The following is a 6,068-nucleotide window of genomic DNA, read 5'->3' as shown; positions in this document are numbered from 1 at the left end:
AGCTGCAGCAGCATAATTAGCTACACCCAAAAAGTTAAATGACTCGGTAACTGCTGCTTTATACAAGTCATCGGCAGTTGAATAAGTAATATAACCTCTTTGACGAGCTTCGGCCTGTAAAAACAACCCTTCAAACGCCGGTAATAAAACAGCGTCCTGACCCGGCCCTTTAGTAACAGTTCCACCTGGTTTATAACCAGTGCCTAAAATTGCAGATATTACTGTATTTGACTCGGTACCGCTTGTGCTGCCGTAGGCCCTGCCCTGAACATTGGTCGGATCTGTTCCAGCACCACCATTACCTTTAATAGGGATATAAATATAGCCCAACCTTGGGTCGCTGTTGTTTTTATAGAAATTAACGCCGTATGAATTTGCACGCCAGTAATTGGTATTTGTTCCATTTGAAGCTTGTGCATTGCCAATTACATCCAGATAATATGGATTCAATTGGTTATCCGCAGCATTGGAGTAACCTGGATTTACCGATGCATCTGTTCCGGCAGGCAAAAAACTATCAGCAGTATAACCGCTAAACGCAGCCGTTGGCGAAACTGCAGGGGTACCTTTTTCGGTTTGACGCATGTAAAGTTTAAGCTTTAGCGTATGGGCAAACTTAATCCAGTTTTGCATTTCAGCAACACCTCTTGTATCGGTGGCGGTATATCCCTTGCCAAACATAACATCGTAGTTAAGCGGGAATATCGCTGTTGAATTAGGGTTATCAAGGTTACTTTGTATCAGCGTTGCCGCCGAATCCAATTTTGCAGTTATGCTATTGTAAATAGCCTGTGGATCATCGTATTTATAAGAGAAGTTACTGTTAATGATAAGCGCTTGAGAATAAGGAACGCTATTGTACATATCAACCAAACGTTGAAAAACGTACGATTGCATAATAGTTGCAATAGCTTTAAAATAAGCCTGCGAAGGATCGTTACCGGCAGTTTTTATCAGCAAATTATAATTTGATAAGTTTAAATAAGCATTATCAAAGTTGCCGGTAAAGTTGTTACTGGTTATTTGGTAAAGCACGTAGGTAGTACTTGAAGTATACCCCCCGCTTTGTGTCCAGTAACCCATCCAGTTCTCAAAAACATCTGAGTTACCGCCCTGTACTAAGTTTGCAGTACCTACCAGTGCCGAGCTTAAAGAATATTTAGTTGGTGCAGCAGCTGCGTTATTAGGATTGACATCATTGATATCAAATGTCCCTTTTTTACAACCCACAATGCCCGTTAATATCACAGCCGAGAAAAGCAGGCCAAGGCTAACTTTTCGCTTAAATATTGTTTTCGTTTTCATTTTTTCTATCAATTTCTTCGTTAAAAAGTTACGGCTAAAGTACCGCTGAATATTCTTGTTGGCGGAACCTGGTTAACAGAGTTTCTACCAACTGCATTGCTGGTATCTTCGCTAAACTCAGGGTCTGTAAACTTGTTAGTTGAAGGACGGAACATTAACAGGTTACGACCGGATAATGATACGTTTACATTTTTAATAAATTTAACATCTCTTAACCAGGCTTTAGGGAATTGATAAGCTAAAGACGCTTCTCTTAACTTCCAGGCAGCTGCACTGGTTACGTAATTTGCATCAACACCTAAGTAAGTAGTTGGGAAGAAGTTAAAGTTGCCATCTTGCGTAAGGATATCGGTATTATTAACATAATTTCCCTGTGCGTTTTTGTAAACAGAGTTAGGGAACACAAAACGCTGACGGCCGGTTAATGTAGTAGTTATGCCTACACCGCTATGATCCAGGGTATTTGAAATCTGGTTAAATATTTTATAACCGCCCCTGTAGTCAACAACTATATTTAAGGTAAAGCCTTTGTAGCTCAAAGATGAAGTGATCCCTAATAAATCTGTAGGGTTGGCGTTTCCTAAGATAGTTGGGGCAGCTGCTCGTGTCGGCAAGCCGGTATTGGCATCAACAATAACTTTACCTGTAGCAGGATCTCTCGTCCAATCGTAGCCTTTAATAGTTGGGTAAGGCTGGCCAATTATTGCGTATGAGCTTTGGTTTGCAGAGTTTACAAGTGTACCATTTGCATTAACAGCCTGGCCTATCTGCAATTCTTTTGCACCACCGGCTATGCTGTTAACTTTACTTTTTTGTTTGGTATAGTTCACACCAAGGTTCCAGGTAACCGCCTGTGATTTGATCAATGTACCGTGTAAGTCTAACTCAAAACCTTTATTTTCTGAGTTAGCAGCATTTAACAATGCAGAGGCAAAACCAGATGCACGTGAAATTTGAGCAACTACAATACCATCGGTAGTGTGCGATTTGTAAGCAGAAGCTGTTAAGGTTAACCTATCTTTCAGGAAACCTAAATCTAAACCAACCTCATCTTCAGTAACCTTTTCAGGCTTAATATTTGGATTAGCAATCCTGGTATTTAAAGAATAACCAGATATACCTGTCGCGCTGTATGGAAAACCTCCTGCCAGGGCAATAGTTGGTAATGTAGCGTAAGCACCAAATGCTATATACTGAGAACCACCCGCAAGCGGAGATGCATTACCTGTTAATGAGTGTGCATAGCGTATTTTAACAAAGTTCAGGTAATCGTTATCGGCGATGCTTTTGAAAATCTCACTTAACACAACAGATCCATCAATATCATAATAAGGAATGTATTTATTTGATTTTGACAAACGGGTATCTAAATCCGTTCTGTACGATCCGTGTAAAAACGCGTAGCTTTTGTAACCTACTGTTGCCTCACCAAAGTAACCCAACTTACGGGCCTGTGCAGAAGCCTGTCCGTTAACGTTCGGAACAGATGCAAAGTTTGAAGTGTTATATGGCAAAAAGTTTAAAGGACCAGTGTTAATGGGGGTGTAAGTGATCTTGTTATCCAAATAGGAAATACCTGCAGTTCCATTCACTGAAAAGTCTTTTGCAAATTTAGTTTTAAACGCGATCAGGAAATCTGAACTATATAATATGTTGTTCAGGTTATATGTGGCAAATTGCGGAAGCGTGTTTGTTGCGCTTGCTTTGTGACCTGCATCAGCAGCTGTATCGATACCTCCGTTTTTATTAGGGTAGTAGATATTTTCGCCTACATTACGGGTGTAATCGCTGAAAGTTATACCAGCATCGTGGTATTCGCCTCTTGTGCTTGTGTTATCAACAGCAGTACGGTATGATAAGTTAAGCCAGTTGGTTACCTTAAAATTCAACTGAAGGTTGGCCTGGATGTGATTTTCTGTAGACAAGTTCCTTTGTTGCTGAATGATCTGTCCCGGGCTTATATAATAATCATTATAATATGTATCAGGAGTACCGTATTTACTGGTAGGATCCAAAAGATCTTTGATAGGTACAGCCAAAGGTGATTCCAAAAGGTCATTGTAAACAGTACCGGTATTTGTAGTATTTGTAGTTTTATAAGTATATGCTACAGAGTATTGAGTTGAGAAAGCACCATACTTTTTTTCGCCACCCACGCGGAAAACATCCCTGCGACCTTCGTCTTTGGGCATGATGGCTTTACTTTTAATATCCTGTGCAGACATGTACATGCTACCGTTTTCGTCACCGGAATTAAAAGAGAAGTTATGCTGGGTAGTTATACCTGTATTAAAAAAGTCTTTCTTTTGATTTTTAACCGCCGCATAAGGAACCATTTCAACAGAACCATCCGGTAGCGGACGGCCAAGCGGCACTAACTGACCATTGTATTCTGGTCCGTAGCTTTGGTTTTCGTAAGGAATATAGTAGCCTACATCTGTAAAATCGAAAACTTCTCTTTCTCCACCATTGGCACCGAAACGGCCAGAATATTCAGGCGTGTAAGATACTTTTTCGGCCGAAAGAGTAGATGACACTGTTATTGAAGACGTTTTAGAACCATGCTTCGTGGTTATGATAATTACACCATTTGATGCATCAGAACCGTAAACCGCCGAAGCGCTTGAACCTTTCAAAACGTTAGTTTCGGCAATGTCCTCCGGGTTAAGTGTGCTGATGTCGCTATAAAAGATAGCACCATCAACTACATACAGTGGCTGGTTGTTACCTGTTAATGACCTGTTACCACGTAAAGTAACACGGGTTGGGGCAAACAAGCCGTTGTTAACAGTGCTAACCTGCAAACCAGATACCTTACCGGTTAAACCGTTTACTACACTGATAGGTTTTGATTGGGTAAGATCTTTACCGGAAACCTTCGAAGTAGAATAACCTAAAGATATTGCCTGCCTTTGGATACCCAATGCAGTTACTACAACCTCGTTTAACTGGCTGTTGGCACTTGCCAGCACAATATTAAATGAACTTTTTGTACCAACTGTAACTTCCTGGGTATTGTACCCGATGAAAGAAAAAGTAAGTACCGCACCGGATGGTACGCTTAAGGAGAATTTTCCGGCTGCATTGGTTTGGGTGCCGCTTGAGGTACCCTTTACCTTTACTGATACTCCCGGAATTGGAAGGCCATCATCTTTGGCCGTAACCGTACCTGTTACCGTACGGTTTTGTGCATAAACCTGCGTTAGGCATAACAACAGAAAGCACAAACTTGCTAGTAGAAGTTTTTTCATTTTGTTAATAATAAGATCAGTTAATAGTTAATTAATGTTAAAAGTAATGTTACGTTATCAAAAAGTCAAGTATTTTCTTAAAAAAGACGATTTTTTTTTAAAAAAAGCACGTTTAATAATAAAAGTTAATAATTTTAGTACTATGTATTGCATAATACAATCCAAAACATATATCTTTGTATTATGATCGTTGAAAACACACAAACCCAAATGAGGAAGGGCATACTGGAGTACTGCATTCTTTCCATCATAGCCAAGGGCGAAACATATGCATCAGACATAATTGCTGAACTTAAGAAAGCCCAACTGCTTGTAGTTGAGGGTACTCTGTACCCATTATTAACCCGTTTAAAAAATAATGGCCTGCTCACTTACAACTGGGTTGAGTCCATTTCGGGCCCCCCGCGAAAGTATTATGTACTGTCAGACGAAGGCCGAAACGTGCTGGAACAGCTGGATAAAACCTGGCAGGAATTAGTTTATGCCGTGCAAACGGCCATTGGAGACAGAAAATAAAAAAACCGGAAATTATTACGCATCATGAACAAAACTATCATAATTAACATAAACGGCATCGTATTTCACATCGAAGAGGATGCTTACGACGTACTTAAACTTTACATGACTGATGTAAAGCGTCATTTTTCTACCTCCGAAGACAGTTTGGAAATCACAACCGACATCGAAAACCGGATTGCCGAAATGTTTAACGAAATTTTAGCAAGTCAAAGCAAACAGGTTATTGTTGAGCAGGATGTTAAACTGGTTGTTGAGCAAATGGGCACCGTAGAGGATTTTGAATTCGCCGAAAGCGATGCAAAAACTCCGGGGAACAATACCTATACCTATAATACGGAGCGACGCAGGCTTTTTCGCGACCCTGACGATCATTTGGTGAGCGGTGTTGCAGCCGGTATTGCCAATTATTTTGATATCCCGGCCGTTTGGGTAAGGCTTGCATTCGTTATTTCGTTTTGCGTAGCCGGCAGTGGTTTCTTTCTTTACGTAATTTTATGGATTGTAGTGCCCAAAGCCATGACCCGTGCCGACCGTATGGCCATGAAAGGCGAAAAGCAGGATTTGAAAGGCTTTAAAAAGAACTTTGAGGATGAACTAAGCACTGTTAAAGAAAACCTGCACAACTTCAAACACGAAGCCAAACCATTTGTATATAAAACCCGCGATTTTATAAGCGATTTTTTTGATCACCTGGGTGTATTCTTAAGAGGCGCGGGTAGTTTGGTTGGTAAATTGATAGCCGGGGCTATATTACTTACTTGTTTCGGTCTTGCGATAGCGCTCATTGTAGCTGTTGTTGGGTTGATTGCCTTTGGCAAAACAGATATATACCATATCCCTCCGTTTAATTTTGTTAACCAGGAAACCAGTGTGATATTCATCGCCGGGGGCTTTTTATTACTGGCAATACCTTTATTATCAATTATACTGGTAATCATAGGTTTCCTGTTTAAAAACGCATCATTTAACCGTACAATTGGCACAACCTTATTA

Annotated in this window: 4 protein-coding genes; 2 read left to right on the top strand and 2 right to left on the bottom strand. The window is 40.4% G+C overall.

Translation table 11 applies throughout. The features are described 5' to 3' along the window. Nucleotides 1-1,305: SusD/RagB family nutrient-binding outer membrane lipoprotein (locus tag AC1DPZ_RS20300; protein WP_477406801.1), on the bottom strand; the 1,305-nt coding region annotated here is incomplete at its 3' end. A gap of 20 nt (nucleotides 1,306-1,325) precedes the next feature. Beyond that, a complete protein-coding gene (locus tag AC1DPZ_RS20295; RefSeq protein ID WP_477406799.1) occupies nucleotides 1,326-4,556 on the bottom strand; it encodes a SusC/RagA family TonB-linked outer membrane protein in 3,231 nt (1,076 codons plus the stop codon). A gap of 183 nt (nucleotides 4,557-4,739) precedes the next feature. On the opposite strand from AC1DPZ_RS20295, the gene AC1DPZ_RS20290 reads away from it, so the two are divergent. After that, nucleotides 4,740-5,072 (top strand): PadR family transcriptional regulator, encoded by a 333-nt coding sequence (locus AC1DPZ_RS20290; protein WP_090639171.1) that lies wholly within the window; start codon nucleotides 4,740-4,742, stop codon nucleotides 5,070-5,072. Nucleotides 5,073-5,096: 24 nt separating this feature from the next. After that, a partial coding sequence (locus AC1DPZ_RS20285) for a PspC domain-containing protein (protein WP_477406797.1) occupies nucleotides 5,097-6,068 on the top strand: 972 nt, incomplete at its 3' end.

This window comes from Mucilaginibacter sp. P4_G9 (assembly GCF_056400985.1).
This window is presented reverse-complemented; position numbering and strand designations above follow the sequence as displayed.

Excerpts from the sequence above, each read along its gene's own strand:
- AC1DPZ_RS20290 (WP_090639171.1), top strand. The coding sequence starts at position 4,740 with ATGATCGTTGAAAACACACAAACCCAAATGAGGAAGGGCATACTGGAG.
- AC1DPZ_RS20295 (WP_477406799.1), bottom strand. The coding sequence starts at position 4,556 with ATGAAAAAACTTCTACTAGCAAGTTTGTGCTTTCTGTTGTTATGCCTA.